This window comes from Enterobacter sp. 168J2 (assembly GCF_034107265.1).
Classification (GTDB): Bacteria; Pseudomonadota; Gammaproteobacteria; order Enterobacterales; family Enterobacteriaceae; genus Enterobacter; species Enterobacter nematophilus.
The window spans coordinates 1,144,360-1,161,146 of sequence record NZ_JAWNEB010000001.1 but is presented as its reverse complement, the minus strand read 5'-3'; the positions used below and the strand labels follow the sequence as shown (position 1 = coordinate 1,161,146).

Genomic DNA, 16,787 nt, shown 5'->3' with positions numbered 1-16,787 from the left:
TTCCTCCCTCGTTTGAATACCTCCATTTTTATGGCAATGACCAATAGGATCAATTGCATCATTACTGCAAAATTGATAAGTAAATTCATATCAAAACAGGAGGCGTTGCGTGCAGTTTCGTCAGATGCGCCATTTCATCGTCGTTGCCGAAGAGCTCCACATGCATCGGGCCGCCGAGCGTCTGAACATGGCGCAGCCGGCCCTAAGCCAGCAGATAAAAGCGCTGGAAGAACGTTTAGGCGTCATGCTCTTTAGCCGGGCGAACCGCCGCTTAACCCTGACGCCCGCAGGTGAAGCATTTCTGGTGAAAGCCAGACTCGCCATCTCGCTGACCGAACAGGCGGTGCTGGACGCCAGGCAAACCGCACGGGGCGAGCAGGGGGTATTAAACCTGGGGTGCGTGTCGAGCGCGATGTTCGACGGCAGGCTGCCCTCCGCGCTGCGGCAGATGCACACGCGCTGGCCGGCCATTACCATGTCGCTGGTGACGGGAAACGTGCAGACGCTCTACGCCGCCGTGCAGAGTAACCAGCTGGACGTGGCTATCATCCGGGCGCCGCTGCCTTCGCTGCCTGACGACCTGCAAAGCCGCCCGTTCACGTCAGAGAAAACTGTCCTGGCGCTGTATCGTCAGCATCCGCTCGCCGGATCGTCCGCGCTGACGCTCTCGTCGGTGAAGGACGAAAAATGGATCTCCCTGCGCGACCCGGAAGGGATGGGGCTGGAACAGTACTTTTATGACGTCTGCAATGGGGCAGGTTTTCAGCCGGACGTGGTGCAAAACGCGACCGACGTACCCACCGTGATCAGCCTGGTCTCGGCGGGGTTCGGTCTGGCGCTGCTGCCCGCGTCGGCAAAGGCGGTAAACGTCGAGAATGTGGTCTACGTGGACATCCTCGACAGGCTCCGGGAGAGCGAGCTGACGCTGGTATGCCACCGGATTATTCGCTCAGAAGTGCTTAAAAAGTTTCTGCTTACCCTCGATCACACCTGACGCCCGGCCGCCTCCAGCAGCTGCTCGCGCAGCCAGACGCACGCCGGATCCCGGCTGTTTTTCGGGTGCCAGTACATGTAAATGGTAATCGGCTGGAGCGGCAGCGGCGGGGGAAAAATATCCAGCGTGCTGGCGAACTGTCGCAGCATCCGTTCCGGTAAGGTGCAAACGAGATCGGTCCCGGCGACAAGGGCAGGCGCCATGGCGTAGCTCTGGGTGGACATCGCGACGTGCCGCTGATGGCCCAGCCCGGCCAGGGTTTGATCGACAAAGCCGGTAAACGGATCCCCCGCCGACGACACCACCAGATGGGAAAGCGCGCAGTAGCTTTCCAGATCTAACGCACCGGTCCCGCGCGGATGTCCTTTGCGCTGGGCGGTGGCGAACGCGTCATCGAGCAGCTTGCGCCTGACCCAGCCGTCATGGGCGCCCGCGCTGACGCCGATATAGACATCCACGTCACCGTTTTCCAGCTGCTGCGGCAGCGTAGCCATCTCCGGCAGGGCGAAGCGCAGGCGGATACCCGGCGCCGCGGCGCCTGCCTGGTTCAGCAGCCCGGTGCCCAGCATCAGCGCCGGGTTTTCATGCAGCGCAATGACAAAGGTCCGGGTGCTGGTCTGCGCATCAAACGCGGCGGGGGCAAACATCGCGCTGATGCCGCGTAAAACGCTTTCAACCTGCGGCTTCAGCGCTTCCGCTCTCGGAGTGGGTAACACTCCGCGTCCATGCGGGGAAGGAATAAACAGCGGTTCGCCAAAGAGCGTGCGCAGACGCGCCAGGCGGGCGGACAGCGCGGGCTGGCTGATGCCCAGCCGCGCGGCCGCGTGGGTGATGTTCCTGTCCTGAAGCAGAGCGTCAAGCGTCAGGAGCAGGTCTATGTCCATCTCAGAAACGGGCGCCATTTTATTTCGCGCTGCTGGCGTCCCGGTTGGTATAGGTGACGGGGACCCAGGCATAGCCGCCTTTCTCACCTTTCGTCACGTATCCGATGCCCGGGAAAGGCAGATGGGGCGCGGCAACCAGGTCTCTGTTTTTCACAAAGTCTGCGAACGCCTGCTCGCGCACGCGGGCCGCGCTGTCCTGATCCTGATCGTAGGCGATAGTGACCTCAGGCTGCGGGAACTGGACTGCCGCAACGTGGATAACGTCACCGATGAAGGTGATCTTCTCGCCTTTACTTTCAAGCGTGTAGAAGGCCGAGCCCGGCGTATGTCCGGGGTGAACCGTGCCGGTAAGCCCGGGAAGAATTTCAGAGGTCCCGCTAAACGGCACCACTTTGCCGGCGTCAATATAGGGCTTTAAGGTTTTCTGCGCGACGTCAAAGTAGTTCTGGTCATAGCCGGTTTTTTTCTGATTGTCTTCGTTAAAGAAAAAGTCGACGTCCGGTTTGCCGACGTAAACGCGCGCGTTGCTGAACACCACCTTGCCGTCCTTCACCAGGCCGCCCGCGTGGTCGGAATGGGCGTGGGTCAGCAGGACTTCAGTAATGTCCTCGGGTTTGATTCCCTGGGTGGCGAGGCTCTCAATCAGACGTCCGCCGTTGCCGGTGCCAAAGAGCTGGCCGGAGCCGGTATCCACCAGGATTTTGTGTCCGGGCATCGCAATCAGAAAGGCATTGATGGACACTTCCGCCGGGTTGGTCTGGAAGTTTTTCGCGAGCAGCGCGTCGGTCTTCTCCCCGGTGGTCCGGCGCAGCAGCTTATGCAGATCCTGCGCAACGGTCCCGTCCGTAAACGACGTGACCAGAACGTCGCCGACCTGCACGCTGTAACCGCCAGCGGGTTGTTTCACGACGTGCTGCGGCGTCTCCGCCGAGGCATGCAGCGCGGGATAGAAAAGCAATGAACTGGAAATCAGCGTGGAAAGAGCAAGTTTTTTCACGGTAAGCATACGAGTCTCCTTTGAAAGTGCTCATCTTACTGCTCCGTAAAATTATAAGAACCTGCTCAGAAATGATAGGACCTATAAACGAGATAAATAGCACAGCGCAAAAGCCGGGTGGCGGTGAAGCCTTTCCCGGCCCTTAAGGCGTTATTTTTTCAGCGGCGCGTTCCAGGCGTCCGGCGTGGCTTTCGACCAGGAGCCATAAGCGGCATTAGGCAGCACAATCCAGTCGTTACCGAAGCGTTCCGCGCTGGCCTCAACCAGCCCGCGCTGCTGCTCGCTCGGCTTTTTGTTTTTAAACTGCACGGCGAAATCCGCCAGGCTGTCGCCAAACAGCATTATAATCTGCTGCTTTTTGAGGATGCTCTGGCGACGCTCTTCCTTGCTGACCGTATCCAGAAGCACGCTTTCATCGGACACCTGCGGAAGTCCCAGGGCTTTTAACGTCCTGAGCGTATCGGCTTTATTTTCCTGCATGCGGTCCGAGACGTAATAGATACGGACCTTGCTTTGATTAACGTGGTCAAGAAACGCTTTCGCACCCGGAATTAAGCCGGGCTTTCCCTGTTTTTCCCAGTCGCTCCAGGTATCCCATTTCGTATAGTCGTGACACTGCGCCATGTCGCGCACCAGCAGAGGGGTGTTATCCAGCACCGTTTCATCCAGGTCCATCACCACGGCGTAATTTTCAGGATTTTTCAGATCCTTTAACTTCTCGTTGAAACGCTCGGTGGCAAACCGATACGTCTGCAGCTGAAGGGCCATAATCTCTGCCGATTTCTGCTGATAGCGCAGCGCCATTTCGTACGCTTTAGGCTCACACAACTCGCGCTCGGCGGCCGTCGCCGCTGCCGTTGCACTCAATAAGGGTAATGCCAGCAGTAATGCCTTAGCCATTGAATTCACACTTTTTTCCTCAACACCCTGGTTAAAATCCCGAAAGCGTAATGAAGTTCAATGACAGAAATATGAAGGCTGCGTCGCTACGCCAGCATGTAATACCAGAACAGGGCGACCTCGTCTTTTTCCGGTAAGGCGTTGTAGAGATAACGATCGTACCCGCCCAGGGTAAACCCGTAGTGACGGTAAAACAGACAGGCTGAGACGTTCACATTTTGTGTTTCAAGCCGTAATCCCGGCGCGTTTACGCTCCGGGCCCAGACGTGCGCGGCGGCCATCAGCTTTTGCGCGGCGCCGGTTCGGCGTTTCGTGCGCTCCACGGCGATGTAATCCACCGAAATAAACTTATTCCAGCCGATTGACGCGGTAATAAATCCCGCTATTTCACCGTCATCCGTTTCAGCGACAAGAAAGATGGCGTCCGGATTAACGCAGTGGTTCTCAAGGGTTTGGATGTCGAGCTCGTAGGTTTTTATCCACGGCTCGGCAACGGCTTCAATATGCAAATCACCGTGGATAAAAGGCTCTCTGGCGATGCGGCTAATGGTGAACGAAAAGTCACAGCATTCAAGGCGTGGGAGATCGGTATTTAATCCTTTTCGAATCTGCATAGTATTCCCGGTAGTGAGTTATTTCATAAAGAATAGACGAAGCGGTTAAATCCGCTGGGCTAACGGACTTTTAATCCTGGACTAAGCTTGTACTTCGTTCCGCGTAAAATGTGGGTCATTCGAGGACAATGAATGGAATTCAGGACATTTCAAAAGCAGTGGGGTGCTGAGTTTATTTCCGATGACGTGGTACGTTTTCGCGTCTGGGCAGAAGGACAGAAAGAACTTACGCTACGTCTGGCTGCCACCGACGTGCCGATGACGGCGGTGGGGCACGGCTGGTTCCAGGCAGACGTTTCTGGCATCGCGCACGGTGCAGAATATCAGTTTGTCCTGCAGGACGGCACGGCGGTACCCGACCCGGCGTCGCGCGCGCAAAAGGGCGACGTGAACGGGCCATCGGTTGTTATCAATCCCCGACGCTATCAGCCGGTCAACCGGGACTGGGCAGGGCGGCCGTGGGAAGAGACGGTTATCTACGAGCTGCACATCGGCACCTTTACCCCGGAGGGCACCTTCCGGGCGGCTATCGACAAGCTGCCCTATCTGGCGGAGCTCGGCATCACCCAGCTTGAAGTCATGCCCGTCTCCCAGTTTGGCGGAACCCGCGGCTGGGGCTACGACGGCGTGCTGCTGTATGCCCCGCACGCTGCCTACGGCACGCCGGAGGATTTCCACGCGTTTATCGACGCCGCGCACGGGCTGGGGCTTTCCGTGGTGCTGGATATCGTGCTCAACCACTTCGGCCCGGAGGGCAACTATCTCCCTCTGCTGTCGCCCGCGTTTTTTGATGCGGAGCGGATGACGCCGTGGGGCAACGGCATCGCCTACGAGCGCGAGCCGGTGAGGCAGTACATTACCGATGCGCCGCTCTACTGGCTGACGGAGTACCGTCTGGACGGCCTGCGCTTCGATGCTATCGACCAGATTAAAGACAGCTCCGGGACGCACGTTCTGGAGGAGATTGCCGCGAAGATCCGCGAGGCGATCCCCCACCGTCACGTTCACCTGACCACGGAAGACAGCCGCAACGTGATTTTCCTGCATCCGCGCGATGAACAGGGCAACGCGCCGCTGTTCACCGCCGAGTGGAATGATGACTTCCACAACGCTGCCCACGTGTTTGCCACCGGCGAAACGCACGCCTACTACCAGGATTTTGCGTGTGAGCCGGAGAAAAAGTTCGCCCGCGCGCTGGCGGAAGGGTTTGTCTACCAGGGCGAGATTTCGCTGCAAACCGGGGAATCGCGCGGGGTGGAGTGCCGCACCCAGCCGCCGCAGTTCTTCGTCGATTTCATTCAGAACCACGATCAGACCGGGAATCGCGCCCAGGGGGAGCGGCTTATTACCCTCGCGGGGGCTGATAAAACGCGAGTGCTGCTTGCCGCGCTGCTGCTTTCTCCCCATATCCCGCTGCTGTTTATGGGCGAGGAGTTCGGTGAAACGCATCCGTTCCTGTTCTTCACCGACTTTCACGGCGACCTGGCAAAAGCGGTGCGGGAAGGGCGCGCGAAAGAGTTTACCGGCCACGCCGGGCACGATGAAGCCGTTCCGGACCCGAACGACGTGAACACCTTCGTCCGCTCAAAGCTCGACTGGCATAAGATTGCAACCGACGAAGGGAAAACGTGGCTGCGCTTCACCCGTCACCTGCTGACGCTACGCCATCGCCATATCGTTCCGCTTCTGCATCAGGGCGGCGCCGTTGAGGGCAAGGCGATTGAGACCGCGCCTGGCATGGTGGCGGTGAGCTGGCGCTTCCCCTCCGGGACGCTCTCTCTGGCGCTCAATATCGGCCCTAAGCCTGTCGACCTGCCCGCGCTCGCAGGGGAGACGCGCTTCGCCTGGCCGGAGGTAAAGGACGTTTTGCCGCCGAACAGTATTGTCGTTCGCTTTGCTGATGGAGACGCATCGTTATGATCCCTTCCGCCACGTACCGTATTCAGTTCCGCAACGGCATGACGTTTGACCGCGTCGTCGGGCTGGTGCCGTATCTGAAAGACCTCGGCATCAGCCACCTCTACGCCTCGCCCGTGTTTACCGCCACAGCGGGTTCCACCCACGGCTATGACGTGACCAACCCGAATGAAATTGACCCCGCGATTGGCGGTCGGGAAGGGTTTGACCGCATGGCCGCGGCGCTCAGGCAGGCCGGCATGGGGCTGATTCTGGATATTGTCCCGAACCATATGTCCACCTCGCTGGAAAACGCCTGGTGGCGGGACGTGATTGAATACGGCCAGCAGAGCCGCTATTTCCGCTATTTCGATATCGACGCGTCGCGCCCGCTTACGCTTCCGTTTCTCGGCGACACCTTTGAGGCGGAGCTGGAGAAGGGGGCTATCACGTTAAAACGTGACGCTGTCACGAATAAGGCCTCTCTGGTCTATTACGACACGGCGTACCCGCTCAACCCGGGAACGTACAGCGAGGATAAAAGCATCGCCGAGTTGCATGAGGCGCAAAGCTGGCGGCTGATGTCCTGGCGGGAAGCGCCGAAGCAGCTCTCGTGGCGGCGCTTCTTTGAGATCACCGGTCTGGTGGGCGTTCGGGTTGAAGACGAGACGGTCTTTGACGATACGCACCGGCTCATTCTTGAGCTGGTTCACGCGGGCGTGGTGGACGGCCTGCGCATTGACCATATTGACGGCCTGGCCGATCCGCTGGGTTATTTGCAGAAGCTGCGGCAGGCAGCCGGACCCGACTGTTACATTACGGTCGAGAAAATTCTCGCGAAGGGAGAGCAGCTCCCCACCGACTGGCCGGTTTCCGGCACCACCGGGTACGAGTTTATTGCCTCGCTGGCGGAGGTGCTGGTCGACGACGATAACCTCTCGCGCCTGGAGACAATCCACGACGAGACGCTGGGCGTCACGGTCGACCGCCACGCGGAACTGCGCGATGCCAAGGGCCTGATGACCGATCGTAATTTTGAGGGCGAGTTCACCACGCTGCTAAACCTTGCGGACGATCTGGCCCAACGCAATGACGTTGCGCTGCCGCGCGAGGATATCCGCCACGCGCTTCGCGAGCTGCTTATTGCGTTTCCGGTATACCGCACCTACGGCACTCGCGAGGGGTTAACCCCGCCGGACGTGGCGCTGCTCAGCCGCGTGGTCGCCGGGGTAAATACGTCCGAAGCGGCCCTGAGCCTGATTGTGCGCATTCTTACCGGCGAGCTGCCGGAAGATTGCCGCGACTGCGCCGCGCTTTTCAGAACCCGCTTCCAGCAGCTGACCGGGCCGCTGATGGCGAAGTCGGTGGAAGATACGCTGTTTTTCCGCCTGAACCTTGAGCTTGCGCTCAATGAAGTGGGCGCTGACCCGACGCCGCGCGCGTTCTCATTATCCCGCTTTCACCAGGAGATGCGCATTCGTCTCGCCCGTCAGCCCGACGCGCTGCTGGGCACCTCCACGCACGATACCAAGCGCGGAGAAGACGCCCGTGCGCGGCTCTACGCCCTGACGGAGGCGCCGGAACGCTGGGGAGAAAATCTCGCCCGCTGGCGGCAGATGAACCAGACCCAGGTGCGTTTTCTCAACGACGGCACAGCGCCGAACGCCGCCGATACCTGGATGATCTATCAGGCGCTGGCGGGCGTCTGGCCCGCCACGCTGTCGCCGGACGATGCCGAAGGGCTTGCATCGCTGGAGACGCGTTTCATCGGCTTCCTTGAGAAAGCGCTACGCGAGGCGAAGCAGCGCACCGACTGGATCGACAGCAACGAGAGCTATGAGAGCGTGGTGCTGAGCTACGCGCGGCACCTGCTGTCCCCGGACAACACCCTGTTTCTGAACGATTTTAGCGAGGCGATGCAGCCCTTTATCCGCGCCGGGCTGATGAACAGCCTCAGCCAGACGGCGATCAAGCTGACGGCGCCCGGCGTGCCGGATATCTATCAGGGCAGCGAGGCGCTCAACTTTAGCCTCGTCGACCCGGATAACCGACGGGAGCCGGACTTCAACGCGCTGGTGCAAAACCTCAGCGCGGCGGATGCCACGGTGTTTGAACACCCGGCGTGCTGGCGAGACGGCAGGGTTAAGCAGTTTGTCACCGCCACGCTGTTACGGCTTCGACCACATTACGACGCGCTTTTCCGCTACGGCGACTGGCTGCCGCTCAAGGTTTTCGGCGAGCGCGAGGAAAACCTGATTGTCTATGCGCGGGTTAAGGACGACGAGGCGCTGATCGTTGCCGTGCCGCGTCTGGTTTTTGGCGTCACCGATAATCATCAGCTGTGGGTCAATACCACGGTAGCGATACCCGACGAACTGGCCGGGAAGCGCTGCCGGGATCTGTTTAGCGGTGAAAGCCGCATTCTGCAAGAGACGCTGGATTTAACGTCAGAAAAGGGATGTGTACTGGTTCTGCTTACCTGCGAATAATCGTGGAGAACGAAAATGGCAAAGGATACAACGTTTGAAATTCGGGCCGGTCATGGCCAGCAGCTGGGGGCGAATTATGACGGGAAGGGGGTCAACTTCGCGCTGTTCTCCGCGCACGCTGAGCGGGTGGAGCTCTGTCTGTTTGACCCGTCCGGGAAAACGGAAATTGCCCGGCTCGAATTGCCGGAGTATACCCATGAGGTCTGGCACGGCTATGTGCCTGACCTGAAACCCGGCGCGCTGTACGGCTATCGCGTCTACGGCCCTTACGATCCGGAAAACGGTCATCGCTTCAACCCGCATAAGCTGCTTATCGATCCGTATGCCCGTGAACTGGTGGGCGATATCGACTGGAACGACGCCCATTTCGGCTATGAGCTGGGGCATGACGAGCTGGATTTGAGCTTTGATACGCGGGACAGCGCGCCGTTCACGCCGAAATGCAAGGTTATCGACCCGAACGCCTTCGACTGGCAGGACAACAACCGGCCAAACGTGGCCTGGCCGCATACCGTCGTCTATGAGAGCCACGTGAAGGGCTTTACCCAGATGAACCCGGCCATCCCGCCCGAGCTGCGCGGGACGTTCGAGGGGATGGGGCACAAAGCCTCGGTCGACTACATCAAGAGTCTTGGCATTACCTCGGTGGAGCTGCTGCCCGTTCACTGGTTCCCGGACGACCAACATCTGCTCGACCGTGGACTGAAAAATTTCTGGGGCTATAACACGCTCGGCTTTTTTGCCCCGGCGTCGCGCTACTACGGCCCGGCAGGGATCCAGGGCTTTCGCGATATGGTGCGCGCGTATCATGACGCGGGCATCGAGGTGATTCTGGACGTAGTCTACAACCACACGGCGGAAGGAAACGAGCTGGGGCCAACGCTCTCGTTCAAGGGCATTGATAACTACAGCTACTACCGCACGCTGCCGGACCAGCACCGGTATTACATTAACGACACCGGGACGGGGAACACGGTGAATACCTCGCACCCGCGCGTGCTGCAGATGGTGATGGATTCCCTGCGCTACTGGGCCGAATCCATGCACATTGACGGCTTTCGTTTCGACCTGGGGACGATACTGGGCCGCGAGCCCGAAGGGTTCGATCCGCGCGGGGGCTTTTTCGACGCCGTTACCCAGGATCCGGTTCTCTCTAAACTCAAGCTGATCGGCGAGCCCTGGGATATTGGCCCCGGCGGCTATCAGGTCGGCGGCTTCCCGCCGGGCTGGGGCGAGTGGAACGATAAATACCGCGACACCGTGCGCGAATACTGGAAGGGGGATAACGTCTCCACCGACTTTGCCGCGCGTCTTCTCGGCTCCGGGGATCTGTACGACCTGCGCGGGCGTCGCCCGTGGGCCAGCGTCAACTTTATCACCGCCCACGACGGATTTACGCTGAATGACCTGGTGTCGTACAACGAGAAGCACAACGCCGACAACGGCGAGGACAATAACGACGGGCATAACGATAACCGGTCGTATAACTATGGCGAAGAAGGGCCGACGGAAAACCCGGACATTATCGCCACCCGGGAGCGGCAGAAGCGTAATTTCCTGACCACGCTGCTGTTTTCCCACGGTACGCCGATGCTGCTGGCGGGGGACGAGTTTGGCCGCACGCAGAAGGGCAACAACAACGGCTACTGTCAGGACAGCGAAATCTCATGGATCGACTGGAAGGGGCTGTCCGAAAACGACGCTACGCTGCGCGAGTTTACCCGCCGGCTCATTTCCCTTCGCGCGCAGCAGCCGTTATTGCGCCGTGAAAGCTGGCGCGACGGGCTGGAGATCCGCTGGTTTAACGCCGGAGGCGGCCCGCAGCAGGCCGAGCAGTGGGATGAAGGCTCGACGCTCGGGGTCTCCATCAGCAGGCCGGATCTCAGACAGGAGGACGGCATCTGGCACGACGTGCTGATGCTGTTCAACCCGTTTGAAGGCACCGTGCCGTTCCAGATCCCGCAGTTTGGCGAAGGGGGATGGGTGCTGGAGCTGTCTACGGCGGATGACGCTGCCGCCGGAACAGCGATCGTCGACGCCGTAGAGTACGAACTGGCCGGACGCAGTATAACCCTGTTCAGACGTCCGTAGTTCAGAGTGATGCCGCCGCCCGGGCGGCGGTGTCATACAGGGAGGAGATCGCGCGTAACAGCTGCGCGGTTTCGCCGATCGATTTCCCGGAAATGCCGCTCTCCGCGTGAATGGCGATAAGACACGCTTCCCGCACGTCCCGGTACTTCATGCACAGCGCTTTCCCTTCATCCGTAGTGGAGAAAAAGAGCTCTTTCCCCGCTTTCTCGCTCGTTACGTAGCCCGCTTTGACCAGCTTTTTCAGGGCATAGGTCACTACGTGGGTATCTTCCACGTTAAGCACGAAACAGATGTCGGCCAGCTTTTTCTTGCGGTCGCGGTGGTTCACGTGATGCAGCAGCGAGACGTCAAAGGCGCCCATATCCGGTTCGCCGGCGGCGGTCATGCAGCGCACCATCCACTTGTTAAAGGCGTTGCCGGTCATGATCAGCGCGTACTCCAGCTCTGACAGTTCCGCGCAGCGCTCCGACACCAGGTGGCGGGAGGAGACGATCCGGCCATCGTTGATATCGTTGCAGTCGGGTGAAGCACTCTTTTTCGAGGTCATAACGTTCCTTAGCCAGAAATGTAAACTCGTCGATAAAATAAGAACATTTTATTGATAATTTGTTTACATGTTTTTGAGGTTCAGATATAGCTTTTTAGCGCAGGTTTTGTGAAGCCTGACGAAAAACACAACATCGCTCGCCGCAAATTAAAAAAATAGCCGTCGGCGCGCAACGCTCACTTTCGATAGGGTAAACGTTATGGACGGTACTACGCTGTTGCCGCTGATCGGGATACCGATCGTGGTTATTGGTTTTGCACTGCGCTTCAATCCGCTGCTGGTCGTCGTGGTGGCGGGGCTGGCGACGGGCCTGCTGGTCGGGATGGATTTCGGGATGCTGCTGGAGACCTTTGGCGAGAAGTTCGTCAATAGCCGATCGCTGGCGACCTTCATCCTGATCCTGCCGGTGATTGGTCTGCTGGAATACTACGGCCTTAAAGAGCGCGCCCAGGCCTGGGTGGCGAAGATCGCCAGCGCCACCTCGGCGCGTATCCTGATGCTCTACTTCGTGGCGCGTGAGGGCACCGCCGCGCTGGGGCTGATGTCTCTGGGCGGCCATGCCCAGACGGTGCGCCCGCTGCTGGCCCCGATGGCCGAAGGGGCGGCGCTGAACGAATACGGCGAGCTGCCGCAGCACATCCGCGACAAAATCAAGGCCCATGCCGCGGCGTGCGACAACATCGCGGTTTTCTTTGGGGAAGACATCTTTATCGCCTTCGGTGCGGTGCTGCTGATTGACGCGTTTCTGAAGGAAAACGGGATCGAAGGGATCGAGCCGCTGCACATCGGCCTGTGGGCCATTCCCACCGCCATTGCGGCATTGATTATTCATATGACGCGCCTGCTGCGCCTGGATGCCAGCATCCGCCGCGACGTTATGGCCTGGCGTGCAGAGCAGGGTACGCAGGAGGCCGCGCAATGATGACGCTTATCACCATTAACCGCGTGTACTACCTGATCGGCTTTGTCGTGATGCTGCTGGTGGTCATGACCCTGCGCGACCGCGCTAATCCGAAGCGTTTTACCACCGCGCTGTTCTGGTTCTTATTCGGCGGGATCTTCCTGTTCGGTGACCTGATGGTGCAGGAGCTGGGTAAATCCCTGGCGTACCGAATCATCGGCGGGTGCGTCATCGCTATCGCGCTGCTGGCGGGTTTTGGCCTGGTGGGGAAAGGGCACTATAAAATGGCCTCCGACGAGGAGCGCGTTGCCTCATCGAACCGGCTTAAAAACTGGCTGTTCCTGCCTGCGCTGATGATCCCGGTGGTGACGGTTATCGGCACCCTGTTCCTGAAGGGCGTGTCGATTGGCGGCGTTTATCTTCTCGACCAGAAACAGCTCACCCTGGCGGCGCTGTGCGTGGCCTGCGTCGCGGCGATCCTCACCGGCTGGTGGCTGACCAAAGGCACGCCGCTGCACGCCATTCGCCAGTCTCGTCGTCTTGTCGATACCATCGGCTGGGCGGTGATCCTGCCGCAGATGCTGGCCATGCTCGGCGGCGTGTTCGTGGCGGCCAATACCGGTGATTCGGTGCAGAAGGTGGTGAGCCTGTTCGTGAACCCGGACAGCCGCTTTATGCTGGTGGTGATTTACTGCGTGGGGATGGCGCTGTTTACCATGATCATGGGTAACGCCTTTGCGGCCTTCCCGGTGCTGAGCGCGGGGATCGCCTTGCCGTTTCTGATCAACGTGCATCACGGCAACCCGGCGCCGCTGCTGGCGATCGGCATGTACGCGGGCTACTGCGGCACGCTGATGACCCCGATGGCCGCGAACTTTAACATCGTTCCCGCCGCGCTGCTGGAGCTGAAAGATAAATATCAGGTGATCAAGATCCAGATCCCGACCGCGTTAACCCTGCTGGTGGTGAACGTGTTCCTCATGTATTTCCTCGTGTTTCGCTAAGGAGCTGTTATGGAATTGACGCAACATCAGGCTGACGCGTTTGCCCGCATGCCTTTAACCTACTTGCGCCAGGAATACCCGAACCACATTATGCACCTGCTGAATGATGATGGTGACGTTCTGCCGCCTCGCGAGCTGCACCCGATTTTTTACGGCTGTTTCGACTGGCACTCGGCGGTGCACGGCTACTGGCTGCTGCTGCGCTGCGTGCGCCTCTATCCTGAGCTACCGTGTCGGAATGACATCGTTGCGCTTTTCGACGAGCACCTGACGGAAAAGAACGTGGCGAAGGAGCTGGCCTATTTCACCGCGCCGTTCCGCGCCTCGTTCGAGCGGCCGTATGGCTACGGCTGGCTGCTGGCGCTGGCCCAGGAGCTGAAACAGTCGTCGCTGCCGCAGGCCGCAGGCTGGTACCAGACGCTGGAGCCGCTAACCCAGGATATTCGCAGCCGGCTGGTGGATTACCTCAGCAAGCTTACCTATCCGATCCGCGTCGGGACGCACTACAACACCGCGTTTGCCCTGGTGCTGGGGCTGGACTACGCCCGAGCCGTAGAAGATAGCGCGCTTGAGCAGGCGATTGTAACGGCGGCGGAGCGGTTTTATCTCGCCGACACGCGCTACCCGGCCCACTACGAGCCGGGTGGCGATGAGTACATTTCCGGCGCGCTGACGGAAGCGCTGCTGATGAGCAAGGTTGCAGAGAATTTCCCGGCCTGGTTTGACGCGTTTCTGCCGGATGTCGGCTCTACTGCGGCGCTGATGAACCCGGCGGAAGTGAGCGACCGTACCGACCCGAAAATCGCCCATCTCGACGGGTTAAACCTCAGCCGCGCCTGGTGCATGAAGCATATTGCCAGGGCGCTTCCGGCAAACCATCCGGCGCAGCAGGCGCTGGGTGATGCCGTGGCGAAACACCTGACGGCAAGCGTTGAGCACGTGGTGGGCAGCCACTACAGCGGCGGGCACTGGCTGGCGAGCTTTGCGCTGCTGGCGCTGGAGTAAATAAACGTGCAGCGCCGCGAGGCGCTGCAACAGTTTACGCAGATGCCCGAACCGCCGGGCGCAGCCTGCTCAGGCTAAACACCACCGATCCCGTCGAGGCGATGACGGCGATCCACAGCGCCAGATGCACGGCCCGGTCATGGTCTGATTCGGTCGTCGCAAGCAGCACGCCCACGACGGCGGCACCGAGACACTGGCCGAACGTCCTGACGATAGACAACACGCCGGAGGCATAGCTGGCATACTCCCGCGCCACGTTAGCGAGCATCTCCCGGTTATTGGGGCTCTGGAAGCAGCCAAACCCAATGCCGCATACCAGACTGCGCAGGCAGATATTCCATGCGGACGGATTTTCCGGCAACGTCGCCAGCAGGACCAGTCCACCGACAAAAATCATCAGCCCGATTGTCGAGATCGGCGGCGCGGAAAGGGTATCCGCCCAGCGCCCCGCGTGCGGCGCGATCAGCACAATGCCAATTGGCCACGGGGTGAACAGCAGCGCCGAAACCACCGGGCTGTAGCCATACACGCTCTGAAACAGGAACGGCAGCGCGACAAAGGTGATGCCCTGGCTGACAAACGAGGCCAGCGAGGTCAGCGCGGCGAGGGTGAAGCGTCCATTTCTGAACATTACGGGCGGCAGTATGGGACTGCGCGCGCGCCGAATACGCCAGACGAAGGCGATCGCGCTGACCAGCGCGAGAAGCCCCCAGCCAGTGGCCGCCGGGTCGATGCCTTGCGTTATGTGCTGAAGGCTGTCGGCCAGCATGATTGCAGAACCTAACAGCAAGGCGGAGAGCGCGGCGCCCGGCGCATCAAAGGGGGAGCGGTCAACGTCCGACTGGCGCGGCAACGCCCGCCATGCCAGCACCAGGGCGATGCTGCCCGGAACAAGGTTAATGGCGAACAGCCACTGCCAGCTCAGCGCGTCCAGTATCGTTCCCCCCAGCACAGGGGCAACCGCCGTGCTGGAGGCGATAAGCAGGGCGTGCAGCCCAAGAATACGCCCAAGCAGGCGACCAGGAAAAACGGAACGCAGGATCGCCGGGGCGATACTCAGGGTCGCCGCGCCGCCGATGCCTTGTAATATACGCATGCCAATCAGCATTTCTGGCGTGGTCGCCAGCGCGCAGCCGAGCGAGGTGAGCGTAAAGGTGGCAAGCCCGGCAAGAAACACCGGGCGATAGCCCACGCGCGCCGCCAGTGCCGCGAAGATGGCCAGCGTCATTGCCGCTGAGAGCAGATAGCCGTTAGCAAACCACACCGCAACGTTCGCGGGGACCTGCATCGCCCTCGCCATGGAGGGCAGCGCGATGTTGATCATGGTGCCGTCAAAGACGCCCATCAGCGTGGTGGTCATGACGGCGACCATCACCCTGGCGCGTTCATGACCGGGTAAACCTTCATCGCCGGGCTGGTTTGAAAAGAGCGTCATCGTTGTAACTCCCGATAAGAATAGTGATGACGAAACTATAATCATGGGGTATACAGGGCGGAAGACGCAGCGTTTGCACTTTATCGTTGCATGTAACGCCTTGTCTGAGGAGCCATCGTGTCCGATCCTGACTTTAACCTTCTGGTTGCGCTCGACGTTCTGCTGGCCGAAGCCAGCGTGGCGGGCGCGGCGCGACGCTTAAACCTGAGCACCTCCGCCATGAGCCGCACCCTGAGCAGGCTGCGGGAGGTGACCGGCGATCCTATCCTGGTGCGGGCCGGTCGGCAGATGGTGCTGACCCCCTGGGCCGAAGCCACCCGGGACCGGGCCAGAAGCGCAGTGCATGAGGCGAGGGCGGTGCTGCAGCCCTCCACGGAAACGCTGAATGTTGAGCGTATGGAGCGCCTGTTCACCATCAGAGCCAACGACGGCTTTGTAGTGGCGTTTGGGCCACTGCTCATTGCCGCCGTGGCGGCGGTGGCGCCCGACGTCTGCATTCGCTTTTCGCCGAAACCGGAGAAAACGTCGCGCTATCTGCGTGAGGGGCTGGTTGACCTGGAGATCGGCGTGCAGAGCAATATGGGGCCTGAAATTCGTCTGCAAAGGCTCTTTCAGGACCGGTTTGTGGGCGCGGTGCGCCAGGGGCATCCGCTGGCCTCGCTGCCGTCAGTCAGCCTTGAGGATTATGTCGCCTGGGGGCACGTGGTGGCCTCGCCCGACGGCTCGTTACACGGGTTTGTCGATGAGGCGCTGGCGGAACGCGGGATGAAGCGCAAAATCGCCAGCGTGGTGCCAGGGTTCCCGACGGCGCTATCGGTGGCACTGGTCTCGGATCTCGTTGCCATGGTGCCGGCGCTCTATCTGCTCAATCAGCCGATGACCGAGCGCGTGCACGTCTTTGAACTGCCGTTCAAAACCCGGAGCATTACGGTGTCACAGATGTGGCACCCGCGCATGGAAAGGGACCCGGCGCATCGCTGGCTCAGGGAAAAGGTGCTGGAGGTGTGCCGCGCTGTCCGCTGACGGCTCA

At 60.1% G+C, this 16,787-nt stretch carries 14 protein-coding genes; 8 read left to right on the top strand and 6 right to left on the bottom strand.

Annotation, left to right across the window (positions count from 1 at the left end):
• Positions 1-109 precede the first annotated feature (109 nt).
• A complete protein-coding gene (locus USG84_RS05645) occupies positions 110-994 on the top strand; it encodes a LysR substrate-binding domain-containing protein (RefSeq protein ID WP_151413717.1) in 885 nt (294 codons plus the stop codon).
• Here USG84_RS05645 and USG84_RS05640 read toward each other — a convergent pair.
• From USG84_RS05640 to USG84_RS05625, 4 genes are all read right to left on the bottom strand, one after another.
• Positions 985-1,896, bottom strand: coding sequence for a LysR family transcriptional regulator (locus USG84_RS05640; RefSeq protein ID WP_253542034.1), 912 nt, complete (start codon positions 1,894-1,896; stop codon positions 985-987). The two genes, USG84_RS05645 and USG84_RS05640, sit on opposite strands and share 10 nt — an antisense overlap.
• A gap of 1 nt (position 1,897) precedes the next feature.
• Positions 1,898-2,884, bottom strand: coding sequence for an MBL fold metallo-hydrolase (locus USG84_RS05635; protein WP_253542033.1), 987 nt, complete (start codon positions 2,882-2,884; stop codon positions 1,898-1,900).
• A 141-nt stretch (positions 2,885-3,025) separates the two neighbouring features.
• Positions 3,026-3,775 carry a 5'-nucleotidase, lipoprotein e(P4) family gene (locus tag USG84_RS05630; RefSeq protein ID WP_414146785.1) on the bottom strand — a complete coding sequence of 250 codons (750 nt, stop codon included), beginning with the start codon at positions 3,773-3,775 and terminating at the stop codon, positions 3,026-3,028.
• Positions 3,776-3,861: 86 nt separating this feature from the next.
• The gene (locus USG84_RS05625) at positions 3,862-4,389 is read right to left on the bottom strand and encodes a GNAT family N-acetyltransferase (RefSeq protein ID WP_061098178.1); all 528 of its coding nucleotides are present in this window, start codon (positions 4,387-4,389) and stop codon (positions 3,862-3,864) included.
• Between the two features lie 132 nt (positions 4,390-4,521).
• Between USG84_RS05625 and treZ the strand changes: the two genes are divergently transcribed.
• From treZ to glgX, 3 genes are read left to right on the top strand one after another with little or no spacing between them, the layout of a single operon-like run.
• The gene (gene treZ / locus USG84_RS05620; protein ID WP_253542032.1) at positions 4,522-6,309 is read left to right on the top strand and encodes a malto-oligosyltrehalose trehalohydrolase; all 1,788 of its coding nucleotides are present in this window, start codon (positions 4,522-4,524) and stop codon (positions 6,307-6,309) included.
• Entirely contained in the window at positions 6,306-8,774 is a 2,469-nt protein-coding gene (gene treY / locus USG84_RS05615) for a malto-oligosyltrehalose synthase (protein ID WP_151413719.1), read from the top strand. The genes treZ and treY overlap by 4 nt, the downstream gene beginning before the upstream one ends.
• Positions 8,775-8,789: 15 nt before the next feature.
• Entirely contained in the window at positions 8,790-10,865 is a 2,076-nt protein-coding gene (gene glgX / locus USG84_RS05610; RefSeq protein ID WP_253542031.1) for a glycogen debranching protein GlgX, read from the top strand.
• A 1-nt stretch (position 10,866) separates the two neighbouring features.
• On the opposite strand, the gene USG84_RS05605 is transcribed toward glgX, so the two are convergent.
• Positions 10,867-11,412, bottom strand: a complete 546-nt coding sequence (locus USG84_RS05605; RefSeq protein ID WP_151413720.1) for a winged helix DNA-binding protein — start codon at positions 11,410-11,412, stop codon at positions 10,867-10,869.
• Positions 11,413-11,611: 199 nt separating this feature from the next.
• Here USG84_RS05605 and USG84_RS05600 point away from each other — a divergent pair, with 199 nt between their 5' ends.
• The 3 genes from USG84_RS05600 to USG84_RS05590 are packed head-to-tail and all read left to right on the top strand — an operon-like array spanning position 11,612 to position 14,322.
• Complete coding sequence (locus USG84_RS05600; RefSeq protein WP_025756467.1) at positions 11,612-12,334, top strand: DUF969 domain-containing protein; 723 nt, start codon at positions 11,612-11,614, stop codon at positions 12,332-12,334.
• Positions 12,331-13,317, top strand: coding sequence for a DUF979 domain-containing protein (locus USG84_RS05595; protein WP_151413721.1), 987 nt, complete (start codon positions 12,331-12,333; stop codon positions 13,315-13,317). The genes USG84_RS05600 and USG84_RS05595 overlap by 4 nt, the downstream gene beginning before the upstream one ends.
• A gap of 9 nt (positions 13,318-13,326) precedes the next feature.
• On the top strand, positions 13,327-14,322 hold the full coding sequence (locus USG84_RS05590; protein WP_151413722.1) for a DUF2891 domain-containing protein: 996 nt from the start codon (positions 13,327-13,329) through the stop codon (positions 14,320-14,322).
• 34 nt (positions 14,323-14,356) lie between these two features.
• Here USG84_RS05590 and USG84_RS05585 read toward each other — a convergent pair whose 3' ends face one another.
• Positions 14,357-15,757, bottom strand: coding sequence for an MFS transporter (locus tag USG84_RS05585; protein WP_253542029.1), 1,401 nt, complete (start codon positions 15,755-15,757; stop codon positions 14,357-14,359).
• 117 nt (positions 15,758-15,874) lie between these two features.
• Between USG84_RS05585 and USG84_RS05580 the strand changes: the two genes are divergently transcribed.
• Entirely contained in the window at positions 15,875-16,780 is a 906-nt protein-coding gene (locus USG84_RS05580) for a LysR family transcriptional regulator (protein ID WP_253542028.1), read from the top strand.
• Positions 16,781-16,787 lie beyond the last annotated feature (7 nt).

What these genes read in the sequence shown, in the direction of transcription:
- USG84_RS05640 (WP_253542034.1), bottom strand. Translation starts at nt 1,896, where the DNA reads ATGGCGCCCGTTTCTGAGATGGACATAGACCTGCTCCTGACGCTTGAC.
- USG84_RS05635 (WP_253542033.1), bottom strand. Translation starts at nt 2,884, where the DNA reads ATGCTTACCGTGAAAAAACTTGCTCTTTCCACGCTGATTTCCAGTTCA.
- USG84_RS05630 (WP_414146785.1), bottom strand. Translation starts at nt 3,775, where the DNA reads ATGGCTAAGGCATTACTGCTGGCATTACCCTTATTGAGTGCAACGGCA.
- USG84_RS05625 (WP_061098178.1), bottom strand. Translation starts at nt 4,389, where the DNA reads ATGCAGATTCGAAAAGGATTAAATACCGATCTCCCACGCCTTGAATGC.
- treZ (WP_253542032.1), top strand. Translation starts at nt 4,522, where the DNA reads ATGGAATTCAGGACATTTCAAAAGCAGTGGGGTGCTGAGTTTATTTCC.
- treY (WP_151413719.1), top strand. Translation starts at nt 6,306, where the DNA reads ATGATCCCTTCCGCCACGTACCGTATTCAGTTCCGCAACGGCATGACG.
- glgX (WP_253542031.1), top strand. Translation starts at nt 8,790, where the DNA reads ATGGCAAAGGATACAACGTTTGAAATTCGGGCCGGTCATGGCCAGCAG.
- USG84_RS05605 (WP_151413720.1), bottom strand. Translation starts at nt 11,412, where the DNA reads ATGACCTCGAAAAAGAGTGCTTCACCCGACTGCAACGATATCAACGAT.
- USG84_RS05600 (WP_025756467.1), top strand. Translation starts at nt 11,612, where the DNA reads ATGGACGGTACTACGCTGTTGCCGCTGATCGGGATACCGATCGTGGTT.
- USG84_RS05595 (WP_151413721.1), top strand. Translation starts at nt 12,331, where the DNA reads ATGATGACGCTTATCACCATTAACCGCGTGTACTACCTGATCGGCTTT.
- USG84_RS05590 (WP_151413722.1), top strand. Translation starts at nt 13,327, where the DNA reads ATGGAATTGACGCAACATCAGGCTGACGCGTTTGCCCGCATGCCTTTA.
- USG84_RS05585 (WP_253542029.1), bottom strand. Translation starts at nt 15,757, where the DNA reads ATGACGCTCTTTTCAAACCAGCCCGGCGATGAAGGTTTACCCGGTCAT.